Source organism: Neochlamydia sp. AcF95, from assembly GCF_018342455.1.
Classification (GTDB): Bacteria; Chlamydiota; Chlamydiia; order Chlamydiales; family Parachlamydiaceae; genus Neochlamydia.
Window position 1 is genome coordinate 1 of record NZ_JAEMUC010000061.1, and the last position, 19535, is coordinate 19535.

The window sequence follows — 19535 nt, forward strand, 5'->3', positions numbered from 1 at the left end:
TGGCTTTGGGATTGCCTGTTCCTTGTTATACTCGCATTTGTAGGCGTGCTAAAGAGCTTGGGCAAGAGCTTACAAAGCTAAGCCATAAGCGTCCGACAGACATAGCCTTTGATTCCACTGGAGTGAAAGTTTATGGCGAAGGAGAGTGGAAAGTACGCCAGCATGGCAAAGCCAAGCGGAGGACTTGGAGAAAGATTCACTTAAGCGTTTGCCCAGACTCACATGAAGTTATGTTGAGTGAATTGACATTGAGCAATAAAGCCGATGATTTAGTGGCTAGCCAAATGATCCCCAAGCTGCCAAAGAGCGTAAAGACCATTTATGGAGATGGTGCTTATGATAGACAAGCTTTCTATCGATCGTCTTATGTTCGGGGTATAGATCCTGTAGTACCTCCAAGAAGAGGAGGAAGGTTAAGCCAAGAGACGGACAAACCTTGGATGAAAAAAAGAAATGATAACTTAAAAGTCATTCAAGGCTTGGGAGGAGATGATGAGGCTAGGCAGCTTTGGAAAAAGCTTAGTGGCTATCATAGAAGATCGCTTGCTGAAACGGCAATGTACCGCTTTAAAAGAAGCTTTGGAGGAGATTTTCGCTCTAGGAAGCTAGAATATCAGCGGGCAGAATTATATGCTAAGTCTTTGGCGATGAACAAGATGACAGCACTTGGAATGCCCCAAGGACAATGGACTAATTTGATAAGCTTTTAAACAGACCAACTATTAGGTCATTTACGCAACAAGGCCTAATTACATGCAAAGTAAAGAAGATCTTTAAAATTTGGATGTAATATTAGATTTTTTCAAATTTTTTTGTTTGCCTTTTAAGAAGTTTAGCAATATAAATGAGTGTTTTTTAATTAAAATAGATTTCATTTTAGTATAAATAAGAATGAATAAAAGGTAAAAATGCAAGTTAATATTCCATCTTATTCTACTTCTGCTCTGCTAAATCCTTCTTATTCTTCCCCTTCACCTGCTTTGCGCCTACCTGAGGAGCTCATTACCTATATTTTCTCTTATCTCTCTAGAAAAGATTTAGTCCATGCAGGGATGGTATGTCGCCAATGGAATAGGATAAAAGAAGACCCAATTCTTTGGAGCTCCCTCTATCGTTGTGATTTCCCATTCTTTACCTTACATCATTCGTTATCTACTAAAGCTATGTACATTAATAGCTTTATAACCCAGAGCAATCTGAAAGCAGGCAAGATTCAAAAAGAAATTGAGCTACCCCCTTATTTAGGTAGCAAGACATTGTTTGATTTTTCTAGTAGTGCTGGCCTGTTATTAGTAGAGGCAGCTAATAGGGTTCGTCTCTGGAATATAGCCCATGGTCGGTTTCAGGATTTTCCTCCCCAGCTTAAAGGTGATATTTGTTCTTTGTTTTCACCAGATGGAAGCCTATTAGCTACAGCTTCTTCTGATGGAACTGTTCAGGTGTGGAATGTTATCACCTCTACACTTGTACATGACCTTAAAGGTCCTACAGGCACGGTAACCCATGCATTTTTTTCGGATAATGGAGAAATGCTTGCCATCCTCTTTGATGACAGGCTAGTAATCCTTTGGAAAGTCTCGACAGGTGAATGTTTACATACTTTTTCTCATAAAGAAGATATTATTCATGCCACTTTTTCGCCGGATGAGAAAATTCTTATGGTAGAGTATGACAATAGTAACCTACATCTTTGGGAAATCGCCAGTGGCCAAACTATCCATGTTTTTAGGTATGATGAAGAAATTTATGAGAGCAGCTTTTCTCCTGATGGAAAGTTACTCGCTACCATCTTTGCTGATAAAACCGTACGTGTATGGAAAGTAGCCAACGGTAAACTTCTTTATGTCTTGAATCATGAAGGAGAAGTATCTGATTGCCGTTTTTCAGCTGATGGAAGCTTGCTTGCTACAGCCTCTCAAGATCATACTGTGCGCCTTTGGAAGACAGCGAGCGGTCAACTTCTTCATACTTTTAAGCACGCTGGGGAAATCAACCATGTCGCTTTTGCACCTGATGGAAGCAAGCTTGCCACTGCCTCACAGAAGAATGGTGCTATCTTGTGGGACATCTTTTCAGGGCATGCTATTCATCATCTTAAACACGACAAGGAAGTACAGAGTGTAACTTTTAATCCCGATGGTAGTATTCTTATAACGACTAATTTCCAGGGGCAAGTGTGCCTCTGGACGGTAGGAGAAGGAGTCCAATTTGCTAATTTAAAAAGCCCAGACACTATTTATAATGAAATACGCATGGCTTTTTCTAAAGATGGAAGTATAATTGCTTTTGCAACAAATTCCAATGTACGCATTTTAAGTTTTAATTCTCTTTTTCTTCCTTCTTAGTTTTCATAAGCTTAATCTTTATTTGGAACTTAAGCTACCAGGAGATAGCTTTTATACGCTAGCTAAAGCAGATTTGATTGTTGGCAATCTTGCAGCAGAAGCCTGCAGGAAAAGCTTGAGGAGGTTTATTTACCTATGCAATCGCCTTAAGTCGGTCTAAATTAAACTTAGCTAGCTATCCCTTAAATATTTAAGAGTTTTTTACTTTAACTCCTAGGAGGCTTTCAAGTTCTTTACCCTCTAACCAAAATAACCGTGCCACCGAATTTTCCTTATTAAGGTTAACAAACTTTATCCTTTTAGCTAGAATTCTTTTTAGCTAAATAAGAAGTCCTCTTATAAAAATTTTGCATCTGTTCGCGTAAATTCTCGCTGGGAATAAAGATATGCTGGCAAGGAGGAAGGCTGTTCAAAAATTGCTGCCCATACTTTTTTGTAATTAACCGTGTGTCCAAGCATACAATACAACCTCTATCATTTTTATTGCGGATAAGACGACCAAAACCTTGCTTGAATTTCACGATTGCATTAGGCAGAGAATACTCCATAAAAGGGTCGCCCCCTTTAGCTAAAATTGCTTCGGTACGCGCTTGAGTAATAGGCTCGGTAGGTACCTTAAAGGGTAGCTTAACAATGATGACACAACGAAGGGCTTCTCCTACTACATCGACTCCTTCCCAAAATGAGTCTGTTCCAAATAATACAGATCGATCTGTTTTTTTAAATTTATTAAGGAGGGTTTGGCGATTGTCATCGCCTTGTTTAAAAAGAGAATATTTATATTGTTGAAGGCGTGCTTGCAACACTTGGCAACACATTTTGAGCATAGTGTAGGAAGTAAAAAGCACAAAAGCATTTCCTTGGCTGGCCTGAATACATTCCCAAATTTTCTCTGTCGCTGCTAGGTTAAATCTGCTATCAAGAGGATTAGGAATATTGTTAGGAATAGCTAATAAAGCTTGTGTGCGATAGTCAAAGGGAGAATCATAAATATTTTCTGTTAGCGTAAGTTTGCTCATGTAAGAAGGGGTAAGCCCTAAGCGCTGCTTGGTAAAAGTAAATTGCTTATTGGTAGCCAAAGTAGCACTGCAAAGAATTACACTGCTAAAGGGTTTGAATAAATACTCGGCTAAAGCTTTTGCGATATCTAATTCGGCATCGGCAATATTTACATTAATCATCGTTTTAAGCATCTGGGCTTCAATCCACCTTACTTTATTAGGAGGAGGAGCTGTATCTACAAATTGCTGCAGGATAAAACTCGCTTCTGCCAATCTTCCGCAAAGAGCCTCGATTTCATAACGAATACCCTTAGAGACTTCATTAAGAGGCTCTTGACCTAGCGCTTTAAGAGCATTTTCGATGCTACCGATCACTTGTACATATTTTTGTAAACTGGTAGCTAAAGCGTGAACATGGCTTTTAATTTCTCCTACCCATAAAGTATGCTTATAATGTTCAGGCAATAAGCGTAGTTTGTTTTCATTAAAAGGTTCTTCATTAGGCCTTATGCCCGTTTTTGCTATGTTAATGAAGGCATGAAGCTTATCAAAGCCTTCAGTAATCAGCTTAAGAAGATCGATACGTATGCCAGGAAGATCAATATTGAATTTACTTAAAAGGGAGCTGATTTCTGCTGGGGGCGCTTTAGAATTATAGTGAGCAAGAATTTTTTCTTTAAGTTGAGCTAACTTTCCTTGGGTTTTACCGCCTTTTTCTGCTGCTAAGCGTCCTACAATTCGCAAGAGATCTAGCTGATTTACTTTTTGAGCAAAATATTCCGTAGCAATATCTTCAATATGATGAGCTTCATCTAAAATAACTTTGGTATAGATGGGCAAAATGGAAGGGTCTTGATAATTTTTAGATTCAGCACGGCTAGCCAAATCAGCAAAAAGCAAGTGATGATTGACGATCAATAAATGAGCTTCGTTAGCTTCTCTTCGAGCCTTAAAAAAATGGCAGTCTTGATAAAAAGGACACTGGCTTTTACTGCAAGTATCATTTTCTGCACAAACTTTGTCCCATAAATGCCCGGAAGGTTCAAAAGTTAAGGAAGATTTAGAACCATCATGGGTCGTATGCGCCCAAGCATCAATTCGCGCAAATTCCTCTGCTTCTTGGGGAATGAGAAGAAGTTGCTCTGCTCGTGTTTCCTCCACTTTTCGCAAGCAAACATAGTTGCGCATCCCTTTTACAAGGACTGCTTTGACAGTGATATTAAGCGCTTGGGCTACGATAGGAATATCTTTTAAAAGAAGCTGCTCTTGCAGAGTGATTGTATGCGTGGAGATAACCGAACGTTCTTTTCTTTGGGCGGCCCAGAGTATAGCAGGAATAAGATAAGCAATGCTTTTACCCGTTCCTGTTCCTGCTTCTATTAAAGCTATTTGATCTTTATTATAAGCTTCAATGATGTTTTGCATCATTTTTTGCTGTTCTTCACGTGATTCAAAACCTCTTATAATTTTACTAAGGTTTCCTTCAGGTTGAAGAATTTTTAAGGCTTTCTGCGCATCAAGTCCTTCACTATTCTTTTCTCTGGGTAGTAGGCTGCTCATGAAAGTTAGAGAGGGTGAAGTAAAAATAAAATTATTTTAGAATTTGAATGGAACTATATCGCTTTACAAGGATCTTTTCAAGGCTCCTCTTCTTATATTAAAATAAAGGCTAACCTTTATTTTTAAATGGTAAGAATAAGAGCAATTTCAGCTTATGGATTAATTTTTAGGGCTACAGGTAAAAAATAGGGGAAGGAGCCTATTTTATTCCCTTCCTGCTTTTTATGATTACGGTTTGCTTTTTTGTTAAAGTGATAGATAGCTTTAACTTTTTTATAGAAAAGCGGAAAGTTAAAAATCACTTCCTCTATTCAACCTCTAGCAAATCTAAAAAGGCTTTTAGCTGTTTAGAGCGGGTAGGATGACGCATTTTCCTTAGGGCTTTGGCTTCAATTTGTCGAATACGTTCTCTTGTCACATTAAACTCTATTCCTACTTCTTCAAGCGTTTTAGGCTTGCCATCTAATAATCCGAAACGTTGGATAAGAACTTTTCTTTCACGATCCGTTAAGGTAGAGAGCACTTCATTCATTTTATCTTTTAAAATAGAGTATCCTGTGGCTTCTGCTGGCGAATCGGCAGTCGTATCTTCTAGGAAGTCTCCAAACTGACTCTCTCCCCCATCTCCTACTTCTGCTTGTAAAGAAATAGGATGCTGGGCAATCTTATAAATCTCGCGCACGCGCTCAGCAGTGATACCTAGCTCTACAGCAAGCTCTTCAGGATTGGGCTCTCTACCCGTTTCCATCATCAATTTTTTAGCGCCCCGTAAGACCTTGTTAATAGTTTCAATCATATGGACAGGTATGCGAATAGTTCTAGCTTGATCGGCGATAGCACGGGTAACAGCCTGACGAATCCACCAAGTTGCATAGGTAGAAAATTTATAGCCACGTCGATACTCAAATTTTTCCACGGCTTTCATAAGGCCCATGTTACCTTCCTGAATCAGATCTAAAAAGGAAAGACCTCTATTCGTATATTTTTTGGCGATAGAAATAACCAAACGTAAATTGGACTCAACCATTTCTCTTTTAGCTTCCTGGCTCTTATCCATCCAACGTTGCAGCATGCGTACATCTTTTTTAAACTCTTCTAATGTCCTGCCTGCGGCAATTTCACGTTTTTTAAGTTTTCGTTTAGCAGAGGCAAGCTTGGCAGCGGCAAATTTATTTCTTTCTGCCCGTGGAGTTAATTCTTGAATTTCCTTTTCTAATTGTAAAAAACGGTCATAAGCTCGTAAAATGAGCTCACCAAAGTCTTCAATAATATTGTGTCTAACATGAAAGCGGCGCAAGTAAGCTTGAGTACGAATACGACATTTTTCTATTTCTTCCAATATCGAGGGTTTATTCTCTTTATTTAGTTCTGGATCATCAATTTTCTTAAGAAGCTCTACCAGATGTTGTTCTTCCTGTTTAAGAAGGGCACATAATTTAGGTAGAAGGTTAAGAAACTCTTGTTTATTGGACACTTCTTTTTCTGCAACACACTTGTCAAAACGCTCTTTTCCTTGTAGCAAATATTGGGCAATTGCTATGGTCTCAGCCGTGGAGTAGCCAAACCGCATAATAATGCGTTCGATTTGGATTTGCGCTTTTTCGATTCGCTTGGAAATTTCAACTTCCTCTTCTCGGCTTAAAAGAGGAACCGAGCCCATTTCTTTTAAATACATTCTTACGGGATCATCAGGAGTGCCTTCAGAACGTTTAGGAAGGCCTTCTAATTCTTTCGCTTCTTTCTTACGCTCCTTTTGGCGCTCAACTTCAGATTGGTTAAGGATTTGAATGTCCATGCCACTTAAAAAGATCAACACTTGATCAATCTGCTCGGGCGAATCAAAAGACATGGGAAGAATATCGTTAATTTCCTCGTAGGTGATATATCCTTGCTCTTTAGCAATGGAGACGAGTTCATCCACTTTCTGTTGATGTTGGTGAGAAAAATTGCTTTTAAAGTTATCTTTATTCATGTTGCTTTTATGTAATGGGATTGACGAATTGCAAATTTTTTGTGTAATATGTTTTTAAAAGCCCTGTGGAAAAGGTAGCTTTGTTGGCTCATAAAACGTTGAGAAAGTAATATTACAATCAATATTTCCTTAAAAAGGGTATAGGAATATTTAACTATTATATTGATTTTTGTCAATCTATACCATCTTTTTCTTTTAAGTAATGTCCAAGGAAAAATTAAATTCATACTTGGATAAATGCATTTTGTCAAAAGATTTTTAAGTGGGCGAAAAAATATGCACTTTTATGCCTTCGATGAAAAAGGAAATCAGGTGTCTGCTCATCAAGCAGATAAAAGGCTGTATTATTTTTGCAGAGAATGTCTAGGCCTGGTCAAATCTCGGGGAGGCCTCTTGAGACATTTGCACTTTTATCATCTAGAGCCTAATCGATCATGTCGACAAGATGGTAAATCTCTTGTTCATTTACAAGTGCAGCATTATTTACAAAATTGCTTGCCTGGTTGTGAATTAGAAAAAAGATTTCCTCTTATCAATCGTATTGCAGATCTGTTTTGGGAAAAAGAGGGCTTAGTAATAGAAATTCAATGCTCTCCTATCTCTGCCCGTGAAATAGACGCGCGCAATCTAGATTATGCTAGCCTAGGCTATCGAGTTCTTTGGATATTACATGATCGCTTATTCAATCGTCATCGTTTGACAGCTGCTGAGTATTTATTACAAGATTCCTTTCATTATTTTACTAATATCGATTCTGAAGGAGTAGGATATATTTATGATCAATGCGATAGAATAGAAAAAGGTAAACGAGTGCTTACGCTAGGCTTTCGAAAAGTAAACTTTTTCTCCTACCATTCTCACCTTAAAGAATCCGTGGTGTTTGGTAATTATCCACCTTGGATAAAAAAAAGGCTGGAATCATGGAGAGGATATTTTGCAGGCGATTATTTAGATTATTTTTTAACAATGCAAGAACCAGAAAAAGCTGCTTTATTGTCAGCTCTTTCAGTAGATGAGCAATCAGGAGTTATGCAAGTAGGAAAAAAACTACAGCCAGGTATAAAGAGAAAGTTAAAAAAATTAATCCGTCTAATTAGCTATTTTTATCGCTTAGGATTAAATTTCATACTTGAGAAATTAGCAAAATAATATCCTGCGGAGCAAGTGCCCCTTCTCTTCTAAAATTTATGGTGCAAATGCTTCGCAAAGGTGTTTATAAGGCTTTGGCCGCGCGAGCAGCAAAACGTGCTTTCGTACGATTGGCTTTATTGACTTTATAGACGCCTTTTTTTACACCCTTATCCATTAGGCTGTAGATTTCGCTTAAATGCTTATGATTTAACGCTGCATCTTTTTTAGAAAGGTTTTCTTCTAGAGCACGTACCGCTGTTCTGACTTGCGATTTGAACACTCTATTAATCTGATTTCTTTTGATGCTTTGAAGATCTCTTTTTAATGCTGACGAACGTTTTTCTTTTTTTTTCTCGGTAGGTGCTTGAGCCATTTTCCCTCTTAAATGTTTAATGACATAAATTTATATAAGAAGAAATTATAGGCATTGCTGTATAATTCGTCAAAGCCAAACTGAAATGCTTGGTATTAAAAACATCTACCCTTAATAGCATTAAGCTCAAGAAGTATTGTATGAAACTTATCTTAGACCAAAATCTTTCCTTGTTAGAGGCTTTAACCCTTTTATCCCCAAATAGTTCCAAAACAACTTTACGTTCCTGGTTAAAAGAGGGGCGAGTGTATGTCGATGAGAGTGTAGAAAAAGTCAGCAGCAAGCTTATTAAAAAAAATCAAACCATTACCGTAGGAGCAAGGCCAGATCCTTATATACAAGATTTACGGGTATTATATGAAGATTCTCATTTAATAGTGATTGATAAGCCTTCTGGTTTATTAAGTGTGACTAGCGCTTTCGAAAAAGAAAACACAGCGCATGCTCTTTTGAAAAAACATTTTCGTCCGCGCAAGGTCTATGTGGTTCATCGGTTGGATCAAGATACCTCAGGTGTTATGCTATTTGCTTTTTCAGAAAGAGCTTATGAAAAATTAAAAGCCATTTTTGCAGAGCATCATATTGTAAGAGAATATATAGCTATTGTAGAAGGTCGTATGGAGCAATCTCAAGGTAAATGGGAATCTTATCTTTATGAAGATGAAAATTATTTTGTACACTCTTCTTCAAATCCAGAGCGTGGTCGTTTGGCTATCACGCATTATCAAGTGATAGAAATGAGTAAGCACTATTCCTTGGTAAAATTTACTCTAGAAACAGGAAGAAAAAATCAAATTCGCGTTCAATGCAAAGCTGCAGGACATCCTGTGCTAGGAGACCTTAAGTATGGCTCTTCGGTTAGTCCTGTACGCAGGCTATGCTTGCATGCTCAAGGGCTGGGATTTAACCATCCTATCAATGGCAAACAGATGCAATTTAAATCTTCTCTTCCGCAAGCTTTTAAAAAATATTTTAAAAATGCATAAAAATCTGTTGTGGCTTTCTTTTTTATCTTTAGCCGCAGGCGTGGTCGGTTGGTTTACTTTTCGAGCACTTTATTTGACCTATTTTTACCTAGCTTTTACGGCCTCTGCTCCTGTAGAAAACATTCAATGGGCAATTGTGCCGCTAAGCGAAGATCGTTTGGTAGTTAAAGCAGACTATCGCTTTGTGGTTAATGATAAAGAATATCATGGAAAAACTTTATTTAAAAATGATGTCTTTCGAAACCCCTGGGCAGCAGAAGAAGCTTTAAAAACATATAAGGGCCGTGAGCAAAGGGCTTGGTATTCACCTCTAGATCCTCAATATTCTTCTTTAGATCAATCTTTCCCTTTTAAAGAAAATATTTATGCAGTCATTTTATGGATTTTATTGCTATATTTTATTTGGATAGGAAGGTCTGTAGCCAGGCTTACATGTGCGTTTACTTAGATAGCTAATATATGAAAAGTACTAATAAAAAACTACTCGCCTACAAAAAACGATTTCAAAGGACCTTAGCTTTTTCCTTTTCCACGCTACTAGATGGAGAAATCTTTTAACAATCTTTATTAGCCTTAAGCTTATAATTTCTATAAGACTAAATTATAAGCTAGCGGATAGCGATAGAGCTTATAAAGGCCTTGCCTTGTAGCCCAAGCGCTAATGCTAGCCTTTCTACCTCTTAAGATGGGCTAAGAATAAATGAAAAAGAGTTTATTTTTGCATGAGATCTCTTCAAAAAATTTAAAGATTTATCTTGTTTTGAGTTTAAGAGAAATAATGTATAAAAATTAATGTTGAGGTTTAAACTTATTAATCCTTCTGGCAAGATATCCTCTTAATATTTAATAAATTGAACTTATGTATAAATCCTATAGCTCACGTTACACTATCCTACTTATCATTATTGCCTTCTACCTTTTGCCTGTCATGCTTTTGAGTAGCTATGGGAGGCTGTATATGCCTGTACAAAAAGGGTGGAATTTACTGGCTTTTGGGATATTTTGTAGTAGTATAGGGCTCATAGGAATTTTTTGGATGATGTGCCGTTTAAGCTATAGAGCCGAGCAGTATGCAAGGGATAATCAGTCATCTGTTCTAGAGGCTTCAGAATTTTCTCCTAAACAGTCCAATATTGTTGAGCTAGACATGACTCAAGCTAAAGCTCTAGAAGAGCTTCAAGAACAGTATAATGAATTACATGCGCATGTGCTAGCTGCTCAGAAAGATTTAGAAGCAAAAACTAAAGAATTGCTGGAAAGAGAACAGAATAATCAGCATTTACAAGAAAAGCTTATTGCCTCTGCAGCAGAGTATGAAATGAGCAAGCAGGCTTATGAATCCGCTTTAGAGCAGCAAAAATTGCTTTTAGTCGATTCTCAAAAAACAATCACTGAGCAACGCGAATGCATTGATAAAAAATTGCAGCAAATTGCTCAACTAGAGATTAAAGTGTCAGATTTGACGTATGAAATTAAAACGTTGATTCAGCTAGCAGAAATTGAAAATCAAAGCATGCCTATTTACTCAAGTCTTCCTTTAGAGCAGGCAAGCTCAATCTATCCTCCTCTTTCGGACATATTTGAAGAAGAAATTGCCTGTCTTCCCGAGAAAAAAGTTCGAAATAGCATGCAAGCCAATATACAATTAAAGCGCTGCATTGATATTGCCCAAAAAATTACGGGAGCAAGCCATTATTATAACACTTCTTCACGCTTTAAAGATTTGGCTGTCGATAACTATACTTTAGATTTAAGGCGCCTCTTTGATAGTTTACGGGCAGAAAATGCCAGCGCCATTATTTTTTATTCTCAAAAAGAAAATAAAATTTTATTTGTTAATAATCAATCCAGGAGCTTGCTAGGCTGGAGTCCAGATAAATTTGTCCAGAGCTTTAATGAGATTGTAGAGCCGAGCAAAGATATTTGGAGGCAGGGTATTGCCAGCTTAGCTATTAAGAATGACAATCATATCAGCCTAAAGATGAAATCTAAAGCAGGAGCACAGGTAGAGGTTCATGCTTTGTTAGGCATCATCCCTACTGGCATTTTTCGCTATCATGTGCTAGGCGTCTTATACTCTTCCTTATCTTAAACAAAAAGGGCAATAAATTTCCTTATAAGCAAAAAAGTTTAATTTTTTTTGTTTATGGAGGATTAATTTTTTAAAGTAATTTATGTTATATATCATTGCAGGTCGCTATAAAAACAGAAAAATTCAGTCCCCTAAACATACTCTCACCCGTCCCACTACCAATAAACTACGGGGAGCGCTCTTTAATATTTGTCAAACTTATATAGAAGATGCTTCTTTTTTAGATCTTTTTTGTGGATCAGGGGCGATGGGATTAGAAGCTATAAGCAGAGGGGCGGCTCAAGCAACCTTTGTAGATGAAGCTAAAGCAAGCCTTCAATGTGTACGTGAGAATATACAATCTTTAGGGGTGGAAAAGCAAGCCCATCCTTTATGGGGAGAGGCTAGGGTTGTGTTAAAAAAGCTAGCAAAGCAAGCAGAGCAATTTGATATCATTTATATTGATCCTCCTTACGAAACTAAAGGTCTATCAGAAGAGATCATCAGAATTATAGATGAAAGCACCCTGTTAAAGGTTGAAGGAATGTTATTTATTGAGGAAAGCAAAGCGATGGTAATAGATAAAGAAAAGTGGCTTACCTTGCAATTAGAAAGTGCGCGAAAGATGGGGCGTACCCAACTTGTGCAGTTTAGAAAGATTAGCTGCCCTCAAACTTCCTGCTCCCAACAACATGAGTTACTTGATAAATATTAATTTTCACCGGGGTAACTTATCTAATATTTTTTCTTACACAAGCTATTTTATTTCAGCTGGCATGCTTTCTCATGGATTCCTCTCTAACCATGATTTCTTACCCCCTTTCAGAATAATAGAATTTTTGGGAAGGAGGCTTTAAGCATCTAAGGATAATTCTATGGCGTTCTTTCAAAGCGTTGAGAATGTTTTTAACTCTATTAATCAAGGATGCATTATAATGGGATGCTTTTTTTTTAACTTTAATCTTTTTAATTGTATAGATCTGCACCCTTGGCGTCTTATTACTGAGGCCCCTCCCTCAATAAAAACGATTCCAGAGGAATTAATTGTGCATATTTTTTCTTTTCTTTCCCCCAAAGAGCTTGTGAATTCTCAGCAAGTATGTAAACACTGGAAAAAAATAGGAGATGAAGAGACATTGTGGAAAAGACATCATCAACAGCATTTCAAAGACAAACCCTTACATATTAGCTTTTGTCTAAAAACACCTCGGTCTTTTAAAAATAGTTATCTTTTTTATAGCCGCAGGAAATTAATAGAACGGAAAATTAAGCTAGAGGCTGCTGCTTTGCGCGCCCATCCCGATTATAATGTAAGTTTTACCGAGATGATGGTATCGATGAATCAAAGTCAAAGCTTTAATCATTAAAAAAGCTTAAGGTTGTGAGGAGAGGCGGGCAAAGAGAATAATGCTGATAAGTAAGCTGTATAAATATCAAGAATATCAAGTTTCATTTTTTTTCTCCTCTTTTCAAAGAAAAGTTACATCTTTAAAATAATCTATCCAACTCATCTATGCGTAAGGTGAGTAACTTAAAAAGACTATTTACGTTAAGAATGTTTTTAACTCTATTAATCAAGGATTCATTATAATGGGATGCTTTTTTTTTAACTTTAATCCTTTTAATGGTATAGATCTGCACCCTTGGCGTCTTATTACTGAGACCCCTCCCTCAATAAAAACGATCCCAGAAGAATTAATTGTGCATATTTTTTCTTTTCTCTCCCCCAAAGAGCTTGTGAATGCTCAGCAGGTATGTGAACACTGGAAAAGAATAGGAGATGAAGAGACCTTGTGGAAAAGACATCATCAACAGCATTTCAAAGGCAAACCTTTACATATTAGCTTTTGTCTAAAAACACCTCGGTCTTTTAGGAATAGTTATCTTTTTTATAGCCGGATGAAATCAAGAAGACGGCAAACTAAGCTAGAGATTGCCGCTTTGCGCGCCTCTCCCGCATATAATCCAATTTTTTCCGAGAGGCTGTTATGGATGAATCAAAGTCAAAGCTTTAATCATCAAAAAACTTAAGGTTTTGAGAGGAGATGGGCAAAGAGAACAATGCTGATAAGATAATCTGTATAAATATCAAGAATATCAAGTTTCATTTTTTTCTCCTCTTTTCAAAGGAAAAAATATATCCTTAGAATAATTTATTCAACTCATCTGGTGCGTAAGTAGCTTAAATTTTTCAACAAAAAAGCAAGGGGAGTTCAAGAGGTAAATCAGCTGTAACTTTTTTTGAAAATTTAAATTAAAAACTGGCCTTACGTACAGATGAGTTAGTTAGGCAATTTTGCTCTTTTTTTATTTCTTATAATTGCTTCCTTTCTCAATTAAAAATAGCATCTACTTCACATATTTTTTGACTTTACCTCCCCTAAAATATTAAACTCATTCATTAACTTGAGGTAAAGAACGCATGCATTTAAAAATTTTGACAATTTTTTTTCTTTTAAGTACTTCATTATGTTGGGCCAAGGATAATTTTGTTGCCGATTTGACAGTTAAAATCCCCATGCGAGATGGTTATGAATTACCAGCCGATATTTATTTTCCCGCGGAGGGAAGGGAAAAAAAAGCTCCTTGTATTTTATTAAGATGCCCGGCAGGTCGCAAAGCAATGCCTTGGGTGGGATATACCTCCCTCACTCATTTTGGCTATGTAGTCGTTATGCAGGATACCCGGAATGCTTTAGATATCAATGGAAAGACGGCTCCTTTTATCACCGATGGCTGGGGAGCTTTACAAGATGGGTATGATACAGTTGAGTGGTTAGCAAAAAGCCCTTATACAAATGGAAAGATTGGGACCTTAGGTTTTTCAGCCGTAGGTTGCACCCAACTGCTGCTAGCACCTTCTGCACCCCCATCTCTTAAATGTCAGTATATTGGAATTGCCGCTGGTAGCTTATATCATCACGCCATTTTTCCAGGTGGACAGCTACATAAAAATCAGGTAGAAGGATGGCTAGGATATTATTCTAAAGATACAGGTGTGTTAAGCTTTGTAAGCTCTCAGCCTTTTTATAATGCATTTTGGGAGGAGTTAGACTCAATCAAGGTGGCACAAAAAGTGAGAGTACCAGGATTTTTATATGGAGGGTGGTATGACACCTTTTTGCAAGGGACCATCGATGCTTTCGTCTCTCGGCAGAATAATGGAGGAAAAGGTGCTTTAGGAAAGCAGAAACTGCTGATAGGGCCGTGGACTCATTGGTGGCCTATATCCTCCAAGCTAGGTGATTTTCCAGTTCCCCCTCAAGGATTTTCTCCTTCTTATGATATGTCTCCTCAACGTTGGTTTGATTATCACCTTAAAGGCATAGAAAATGGTGTAGATCAACTGCCTCCCGTTACCTATTACGTTATGGGTCCTTTTGATGGCTCGCCTTCGAAAGGAAATGTATGGAAAACTGCTGAAAATTGGCCTATACCTGCTAAAAATAAAGCTTTTTATTTGGGGCAAAAGCATAAATTAATAACCGAGATAACAAAAGAAAAAAGGGGTGTCTATTCCTTTAATGCTGACCCTAAAAATCCTGTTCCTACAATAGGGGGGCGTAATCTCTTTCTAGATTGTGGCCCTAGAGATCAGCGAACGATTGAAAGTCGTTCCGATGTACTGGTATTTACTACCGAACCCTTAGAAGAAGACATGGAAGTGACTGGACATTTATTAGCTAAATTATATGTAACTTCCAATGTTTCTGACACCGATTTCGTCGTACGTTTAAGTGATGTTTACCCCGATGGGCGTAGCATTTTAATTTCCGATGGAATCCATCGAACAGCCATCCAGTCTTCTCAACTAAAAAGATGGGCTTCTTTGCAAAAGCCTTATGAAATTGAAATTGATCTAGCTTCTACGAGTATGGTTTTTGCCAAAGGACATCGCATAAGAGTCTCAATTTGCGGTTCAAATTTTCCTCGCTACGAAGTTAATCACAACGTGGGCTTATTAGAAGCGACTTCTGGGCGGTGTGCTGTGGCTCGCAATAAAATCTATACAGGCCCTGGTTATCCGTCACGACTTATTTTACCGCTAGTTGAGTAAGGTTTGCTTTATTTAATAAGGAAAGAGGCTTGCTAATTATAAATTAGCAAGCTAGGCAAGCTTTATTTTTAGACTCTTAGATGAGCTTGAAGAAGAGCTTTATGGATGAACTCGGCTCTTTTATGGACAATTTCTTCCTGGGGTAGATGGGTTTTCTCATGAAATTCTGCTAGCAAATGAGATCTTCGACAATTAAAGAATAGTTGATTGATGGATTGGCGGGAGATGCCTTCTACCCAGCCCATCTCTATTCCTAATTTAAGGAGGCTGATCGCATTGAGGGCTTCAATAGCATCAATTTGATAAGAATGCGTTAAAATACCAAAGGCACGGCTGATTTTATCTTTAATATAAGGATTACTACTCGCTCGAATTTGATTTCTGGCCATATTTTCTTCGACAACCATTTTAGTAGCAAAGGCATTTAAATTAGAGATAATCGATTCCTCGGTAACGCCTAAGGTATAATTGTTTTGCACGACTAGCAAATCACCAATGATTTCTTGGGGAGAGCCGCGAATGCCGGAGCAAGCAATGCTTTCCTCTTTATTTTTTTCTACTATTTCCTCCATTTTTCCTGTATGGACAAGAGCGGGAAGCTGAAGATAGATAGAAACAAGTAAAGCTGTTCCGCAGCTACCTATATCTGCAGTAAGAAAGCCATATTTAGCATTATAAGCAAAAGAAATGTTATGGCCAATAGTGGTTTCAATTTTTAAAAGTTTATTCCAAGCCTTCTCTAGTTCGCCTTTACATTCGATAAGTTGCAAGTGGAGATGATTGCGAATATTAAAAGAAGCTAAAAATTGTCCTGAAGCGTCAATGATAAAAGCTTCTCCTGAATGAGCCTGGATGAAATTATCATTAGACCAGAAATGTTCTCCTAGAAATTCTTTCTCAAAAGGTTCCATTTCTTCTGCCCGAATAAGAGTAGCTTTCTCAAGTAGATCTAAAGAGAGGATTTCTTTGCTTAAAACTGAAACCACCTGCTTACGTCGCTCTGTACTAAGTTTACCCGGGAAATTGAATTTTTCAAGGTTTCGATGTAGATGAAGAATGGAAGCTAGCCAAATATCATTATCATTGTCTTGCCAAAGTTTTTTCTGGTTAATAATAACATTAGATTTATCATTGGGGGCCATTGCTTTTCTCCACATTTTCTTCTGTCAAAGCTCTAATTTGATCACGTAGCCATGCAGCTTGTTCATAGTCTTCTCTTTTTAGAGTCTCATTGAGGGCTTCGTTAAGAGCTAGTAGACGCAAGGAGGGGCTGATTTCTCTAACCTCACCTGGGCTGCGCCCAATATGGAGTGGAAAAATTTTTTTATTAGCTTTTACGCGAGGAGGAACTTTATCAAGAATGAGGAGTTCTTGTAAGATAATGTCATCAAAAACCTCGTAGCAGTTGCTACATCCTAAAGAGGCCCCTACCCGTAATGCTTCTAAAGAGGTATTACATTCTCCACACGCCAAGCTGGTTTCTCCCACCATATGGCCCATCTCTTTTTCACTTGTTTGGCCATGTAGCTTACGTCGCAAGATAGGGCAGTCTGAACACATGCCCGTTTGCGAGATGTTATTTCCTATGAGCTCCGTATACCAAATGGCGATAGGTTTCTTGCATTCTGTGCATTCAATGGGTCGTTCAGGAACTTGCTCTTCAAAAAATTCAAAGGCTTTTTTAACCATAGTCGATCTTTTGATAGATGTTACATATTTACACCTACTATAGAAAATGTGAGCAAAAAAGTATAAATTTATTTTCGTAGGGAGAGTTTTTTTTTTTTGCTTATTTGGCTTTGGCGTCAATGAGCAGTTTTTTTTTCTCTAGCTGGCAGGATTTTAGTAGAGGCTTAAAGCTTAGCATTAGCTTGCGAAAAGCTTAAAGTTTATCTATTCATTTATAAAAAGCTAATTTTTCTCTGATTTTTATAAGGCTAAGAGCATAAACTTATTTTAGTATCCTCTTCCTTTAAGTTTAATCAATTGATAGGATGAGGACGTTTAATGAATGCATAAAAGGTAGGTGGATAGGGAATTTAATTAGATCAATATAAAAGGGAAAAATGAAAAAGCAGATGCTTTGTAAGCTTAAAGGGCTTATTTAAAAGGTAAAGGATTTCTAACGAAAAAATAATCGGCTGGGCTTACTGGCAATGGGCTTGATAAATGCTTAACTTAAACTAGCATGAGTAGAAAAATAAAAGCAATTCAAGGGATGAGATGGAAAGCAAAGTAGAAATTGCTTAAAAGCTTGAGACTTGATGGACTCGAACCATCGACCCTCTCATTAAAAGTGAGATGCTCTACCGACTGAGCTAAAGTCTCGTGCAATTGACCCCAAGGGGATTCGAACCCCTGTTATCGGAATGAAAATCCGGTGTCCTAGGCCAGGCTAGACGATGGGGCCTGACTGGCACCTTATAAGGTTGAAAAACTTATAAGGTATTTTTTCTTCAAGTTTCCTTAAAGAGGCCTAATGTTACAGGATTTTGACTTTTATAAGCAATAACTAAATGGTGATAATTTCTTTTTCTTTTTTTTCTGCTAGCTCGTCAGCTTCTTTGCAAAACTTATCGGTCAACTCTTGAACATTTTTCTCATTCCTTTTCAGCCCATCTTCAGTAAGCTCACCAGCTATTTTTTGTTTTTTGGCAGCTTCATTAAACTCGCGGCGTATATTACGGATGCTAATTTTTGCTTCTTCTTTCTTTTTATGGCATTGCTTAACCATTTCTTTGCGCATATTTTCATCCATAGGAGGAATCTTAATGCGTATAGAATTAGCATCCACAATAGGCATGAAGCCTAAATTAGCTTTTTCAATGGATTTGCCAATCGCATTTGTTGTAGAAGGATCAAAAGGGGTAATTAAAAGCGTGCGCGCTTCAGGGGCAGTCACATTAGCAACTTCTTTGATACGCATGCTAGAGCCATAAATTTCTACAAAAATGCTATCTAACATACCAGCATTGGCACGATTAGTGCGTAGAGATTTTAAATCATTTTTCAAATGTTCAATTGCCACTAACATCTTGGATTTCGCTTGTTCAAGAATATTCATTATACAACTCCATTTTCCTAAATTCAGGCTATCTATTAAGATACTTTTCTTAACTAATTAATGTTCCGTCTTCCGTTTTCGATAATATTTGTTTTAAAGATTCTTTTCCAAGAGCTTCCATGCTAAACACAAAAATAGGAAGCTGATTATTCATGCAAAGAGCGATGGAAGTTGTATCCATAACCTCTAGCTTTTCTGTAAGATATTGGGAGTAAGATAAAGTCCTATATTTTTGTGCTTGAGGGAATTTCAAAGGATCTTGCGTATAGACACCCTTGACTTTGGTAGCCTTAAGCAAAACATCAGCTTGTATTTCGCAAGCACGTAAGGCAGCAGCGCTGTCCGTAGTGAAATAAGGATTACCGGTGCCACCTACGAAAAGGACAATATGGCCAGCAGCAAGGTAATCGTTAGTGCGGTTCCAGTTATAGCTTTCAGCCACTTTAGGACATTCCAGGGCGCTTATTAGCTTAGTTGTACAGCCGATAGAAGTTAACGCTTGCTGTAGGGCTATACCATTCATAAGGGTAGCTAGCATGCCCATTTGATCTGCCGCAGAGCGAGGGATTTTTGAGCCTTTTAATTGAATGGCTCGAAAAATATTTCCTCCTCCAATGACCAAAGCTAATTCGAAACCCTCTTGCTTTATATCTTTTAGCGATATAGCTAGCTGCTCCGCAGTCGGAAAATGGACGCCAAAAGGTTGCTCCCCTAGAAGGGTTTCTCCAGAAAGTTTTAACAAGATTCGCTTAGCGTTAGATAGATTTGTCATCGTTTTTTTATCCTACAAAAAGGTATAGATTAAATAAAAAATACATTCTAGAAAACCTTAATTGCTACTTACCCAGGGTTAACGCATTTAATTTTACTTGATAAGTAAAAATATTTTCCTCACAACTTTTCCTTTAATACAGGAGAAGCCATGTCAGAGGATAACACCGTCATTATGGGATTTTTAAAAATTGTCCCGGACCC

General features: G+C 37.6%; 17 protein-coding genes and 2 tRNA genes. 10 read left to right on the forward strand and 9 right to left on the reverse strand.

Annotated features, from left to right (window positions below):
- The first annotated feature begins 11 nt into the window (after positions 1-11).
- Together NEOC95_RS07430 and NEOC95_RS07435 are read left to right on the forward strand one after the other, a co-directional pair.
- Positions 12-710 (forward strand): IS5 family transposase, encoded by a 699-nt coding sequence (locus NEOC95_RS07430; RefSeq protein WP_502710280.1) that lies wholly within the window; start codon positions 12-14, stop codon positions 708-710.
- A 198-nt stretch (positions 711-908) separates the two neighbouring features.
- Positions 909-2345, forward strand: coding sequence for an F-box/WD repeat-containing protein (locus NEOC95_RS07435; RefSeq protein ID WP_213152371.1), 1437 nt, complete (start codon positions 909-911; stop codon positions 2343-2345).
- Between the two features lie 299 nt (positions 2346-2644).
- On the opposite strand, the gene NEOC95_RS07440 is transcribed toward NEOC95_RS07435, so the two are convergent.
- Entirely contained in the window at positions 2645-4906 is a 2262-nt protein-coding gene (locus NEOC95_RS07440) for an ATP-dependent DNA helicase (protein WP_213152372.1), read from the reverse strand.
- A 307-nt stretch (positions 4907-5213) separates the two neighbouring features.
- Complete coding sequence (locus NEOC95_RS07445) at positions 5214-6878, reverse strand: RNA polymerase sigma factor (RefSeq protein ID WP_213152373.1); 1665 nt, start codon at positions 6876-6878, stop codon at positions 5214-5216.
- Between the two features lie 276 nt (positions 6879-7154).
- On the opposite strand from NEOC95_RS07445, the gene NEOC95_RS07450 reads away from it, so the two are divergent.
- Positions 7155-8027, forward strand: a complete 873-nt coding sequence (locus NEOC95_RS07450) for a competence protein CoiA (RefSeq protein ID WP_213152374.1) — start codon at positions 7155-7157, stop codon at positions 8025-8027.
- 64 nt (positions 8028-8091) lie between these two features.
- On the opposite strand, the gene rpsT is transcribed toward NEOC95_RS07450, so the two are convergent.
- Positions 8092-8382 (reverse strand): 30S ribosomal protein S20, encoded by a 291-nt coding sequence (rpsT, locus tag NEOC95_RS07455; protein ID WP_166154374.1) that lies wholly within the window; start codon positions 8380-8382, stop codon positions 8092-8094.
- Between the two features lie 140 nt (positions 8383-8522).
- Between rpsT and NEOC95_RS07460 the strand changes: the two genes are divergently transcribed.
- The 7 genes from NEOC95_RS07460 (at position 8523) to NEOC95_RS07490 (ending at position 15496) form a co-directional block, all read left to right on the forward strand.
- The gene (locus NEOC95_RS07460; protein WP_166154372.1) at positions 8523-9368 is read left to right on the forward strand and encodes an RluA family pseudouridine synthase; all 846 of its coding nucleotides are present in this window, start codon (positions 8523-8525) and stop codon (positions 9366-9368) included.
- Positions 9361-9816, forward strand: a complete 456-nt coding sequence (locus tag NEOC95_RS07465; RefSeq protein WP_213152375.1) for a DUF3592 domain-containing protein — start codon at positions 9361-9363, stop codon at positions 9814-9816. The genes NEOC95_RS07460 and NEOC95_RS07465 overlap by 8 nt, the downstream gene beginning before the upstream one ends.
- A 411-nt stretch (positions 9817-10227) precedes the next feature.
- Positions 10228-11460 carry a hypothetical protein gene (locus tag NEOC95_RS07470; RefSeq protein ID WP_213152376.1) on the forward strand — a complete coding sequence of 411 codons (1233 nt, stop codon included), beginning with the start codon at positions 10228-10230 and terminating at the stop codon, positions 11458-11460.
- 82 nt (positions 11461-11542) lie between these two features.
- The gene (rsmD, locus tag NEOC95_RS07475) at positions 11543-12154 is read left to right on the forward strand and encodes a 16S rRNA (guanine(966)-N(2))-methyltransferase RsmD (RefSeq protein WP_213152377.1); all 612 of its coding nucleotides are present in this window, start codon (positions 11543-11545) and stop codon (positions 12152-12154) included.
- Positions 12155-12314: 160 nt separating this feature from the next.
- Positions 12315-12806 (forward strand): F-box-like domain-containing protein, encoded by a 492-nt coding sequence (locus tag NEOC95_RS07480; protein ID WP_213152378.1) that lies wholly within the window; start codon positions 12315-12317, stop codon positions 12804-12806.
- Positions 12807-13029: 223 nt separating this feature from the next.
- Complete coding sequence (locus NEOC95_RS07485; RefSeq protein WP_213152379.1) at positions 13030-13470, forward strand: F-box-like domain-containing protein; 441 nt, start codon at positions 13030-13032, stop codon at positions 13468-13470.
- A gap of 391 nt (positions 13471-13861) precedes the next feature.
- On the forward strand, positions 13862-15496 hold the full coding sequence (locus NEOC95_RS07490; protein WP_166154109.1) for a CocE/NonD family hydrolase: 1635 nt from the start codon (positions 13862-13864) through the stop codon (positions 15494-15496).
- 68 nt (positions 15497-15564) lie between these two features.
- Here the strand turns inward: NEOC95_RS07490 and NEOC95_RS07495 are convergent, their stop codons facing one another.
- The 6 genes from NEOC95_RS07495 to pyrH form a co-directional block, all read right to left on the reverse strand.
- Positions 15565-16653 (reverse strand): protein arginine kinase, encoded by a 1089-nt coding sequence (locus tag NEOC95_RS07495; RefSeq protein ID WP_249270203.1) that lies wholly within the window; start codon positions 16651-16653, stop codon positions 15565-15567.
- Complete coding sequence (locus NEOC95_RS07500) at positions 16625-17185, reverse strand: UvrB/UvrC motif-containing protein (protein ID WP_166154113.1); 561 nt, start codon at positions 17183-17185, stop codon at positions 16625-16627. The genes NEOC95_RS07495 and NEOC95_RS07500 overlap by 29 nt, the downstream gene beginning before the upstream one ends.
- 566 nt (positions 17186-17751) lie before the next feature.
- A tRNA-Lys gene (locus NEOC95_RS07505) sits at positions 17752-17824 on the reverse strand.
- A 7-nt stretch (positions 17825-17831) separates the two neighbouring features.
- Positions 17832-17906, reverse strand: a tRNA-Glu gene (locus tag NEOC95_RS07510).
- A gap of 102 nt (positions 17907-18008) precedes the next feature.
- Entirely contained in the window at positions 18009-18560 is a 552-nt protein-coding gene (frr, locus tag NEOC95_RS07515; protein ID WP_166154115.1) for a ribosome recycling factor, read from the reverse strand.
- Positions 18561-18609: 49 nt separating this feature from the next.
- On the reverse strand, positions 18610-19332 hold the full coding sequence (pyrH, locus tag NEOC95_RS07520; RefSeq protein ID WP_166154117.1) for a UMP kinase: 723 nt from the start codon (positions 19330-19332) through the stop codon (positions 18610-18612).
- Positions 19333-19535 lie beyond the last annotated feature (203 nt).

Coding starts and splice junctions, on each gene's coding strand:
- rsmD (WP_213152377.1), top strand. CDS start 11,543: ATGTTATATATCATTGCAGGTCGCTATAAAAACAGAAAAATTCAGTCC.
- NEOC95_RS07445 (WP_213152373.1), bottom strand. CDS start 6,878: ATGAATAAAGATAACTTTAAAAGCAATTTTTCTCACCAACATCAACAG.
- frr (WP_166154115.1), bottom strand. CDS start 18,560: ATGAATATTCTTGAACAAGCGAAATCCAAGATGTTAGTGGCAATTGAA.
- NEOC95_RS07470 (WP_213152376.1), top strand. CDS start 10,228: ATGTATAAATCCTATAGCTCACGTTACACTATCCTACTTATCATTATT.
- NEOC95_RS07465 (WP_213152375.1), top strand. CDS start 9,361: ATGCATAAAAATCTGTTGTGGCTTTCTTTTTTATCTTTAGCCGCAGGC.
- NEOC95_RS07435 (WP_213152371.1), top strand. CDS start 909: ATGCAAGTTAATATTCCATCTTATTCTACTTCTGCTCTGCTAAATCCT.
- rpsT (WP_166154374.1), bottom strand. CDS start 8,382: ATGGCTCAAGCACCTACCGAGAAAAAAAAAGAAAAACGTTCGTCAGCA.
- NEOC95_RS07440 (WP_213152372.1), bottom strand. CDS start 4,906: ATGAGCAGCCTACTACCCAGAGAAAAGAATAGTGAAGGACTTGATGCG.
- pyrH (WP_166154117.1), bottom strand. CDS start 19,332: ATGACAAATCTATCTAACGCTAAGCGAATCTTGTTAAAACTTTCTGGA.
- NEOC95_RS07490 (WP_166154109.1), top strand. CDS start 13,862: ATGCATTTAAAAATTTTGACAATTTTTTTTCTTTTAAGTACTTCATTA.
- NEOC95_RS07500 (WP_166154113.1), bottom strand. CDS start 17,185: ATGGTTAAAAAAGCCTTTGAATTTTTTGAAGAGCAAGTTCCTGAACGA.
- NEOC95_RS07495 (WP_249270203.1), bottom strand. CDS start 16,653: ATGTGGAGAAAAGCAATGGCCCCCAATGATAAATCTAATGTTATTATT.
- NEOC95_RS07480 (WP_213152378.1), top strand. CDS start 12,315: ATGGCGTTCTTTCAAAGCGTTGAGAATGTTTTTAACTCTATTAATCAA.
- NEOC95_RS07460 (WP_166154372.1), top strand. CDS start 8,523: ATGAAACTTATCTTAGACCAAAATCTTTCCTTGTTAGAGGCTTTAACC.
- NEOC95_RS07450 (WP_213152374.1), top strand. CDS start 7,155: ATGCACTTTTATGCCTTCGATGAAAAAGGAAATCAGGTGTCTGCTCAT.
- NEOC95_RS07485 (WP_213152379.1), top strand. CDS start 13,030: ATGGGATGCTTTTTTTTTAACTTTAATCCTTTTAATGGTATAGATCTG.